This is a genomic window from Streptomyces sp. NPDC058964 (assembly GCF_042741275.1).
Classification (GTDB): domain Bacteria; phylum Actinomycetota; class Actinomycetes; order Streptomycetales; family Streptomycetaceae; genus Streptomyces.
The window spans coordinates 1-1,070 of sequence record NZ_JBHYKH010001064.1; the positions used below are offsets into that span (position 1 = coordinate 1).

Sequence of the window (1,070 nt, forward strand, 5' to 3'; positions counted from 1 at the left end):
GCACGACCACCCCGTGGCGCGGGACCTCACGTTCCTCGCCGTCGTGGGCGCGGGCGTGTACGCGCGCCGCTGGGGGCCGCGCGGGCACAGCCTCGGCGTCTTCGCCTTCATGACCTTCTTCGTCGCCCAGTTCCTGCACGCCACCAGGGCGCAGCTGCCCGAGCTGTACTCCGCCGTCCTGCTGGCCGTGCTCAGCGCGGCCACGGTGCGCTTCGGGCTGTGGTGCTACGAGCGCCGCCTGCCCCCGGCCGCCGTGCCCGCCCCGCCCGTCGGCACCGGCCTGGCCCGGGTGACCACCCGGCAGGCGGTCCAGGCGACCGCCGGGGCGGGTTTCGCGCTCGTGGCGGGCCAGCTGGTGTCCGGCCAGCGCTGGTACTGGGCCGTCGGCGCCACCTGGTGGATCTTCGTGAACACCGCCTCGCGCGGCGAGACACTGGTCCGCGGCTTCCGCCGGGTCCTCGGCACGGTCCTCGGCATCTGCCTCGGTCTGCTGGTCGCCGTACCGGTCCACGGGGCGCCGCTGCCCACCGCGGTCCTCGTCGCCGCGGCCGTCTTCGGCATCTTCTACACGGCCGCCGTTTCCTACACCTGGATGATGCTCTGGGTGACGCTGCTCGCCGAACTGCTCTACGGCCTCCTCGGCGTCCTGAACCCCGCTCTGCTCGCGTTGCGCCTCACGGAGACCGGTGTCGGAGCCCTCGGCGCCGTACTGGCCGTGCTGTTCGTGCTGCCCGTCACCACCCACACGACCACCGACGCGTGGATCCAGCGCGCCCTGCGCTGCGTCCACGCCTGCACCGAGGAGGCCGCGGCCCGTCTCGCCGGCTCGCCCACCGCCGACCCGGCTCCCCGCGTGGCCGAACTGGAGCGGCTCCTCGGCCGGGTACGGCTCTCCGTCGCCCCGCTGGTCCACCCGCTGAACCCGATGCCGGCCCGCAAGCGGCGCGCCCGCCGGGTGCTCGCGCTGCTCGACGACTGCGCCCGCGAGATCCGCGGCCTCGGGGGGGGGGGGGCGGCCCCCCGCCCCGCCCCCCCCCCCCCGCGCGGCGCCGGGGGGGGCGGGGGGGGGC

The 1,070-nt window shown here is 76.6% G+C and carries 1 protein-coding gene; it reads left to right on the top strand.

What is annotated here, in order from left to right; translation table 11 throughout:
• A partial coding sequence (locus ACFW2E_RS47675; RefSeq protein ID WP_384478623.1) for an FUSC family protein occupies positions 1-1,070 on the top strand: 1,070 nt, incomplete at both ends.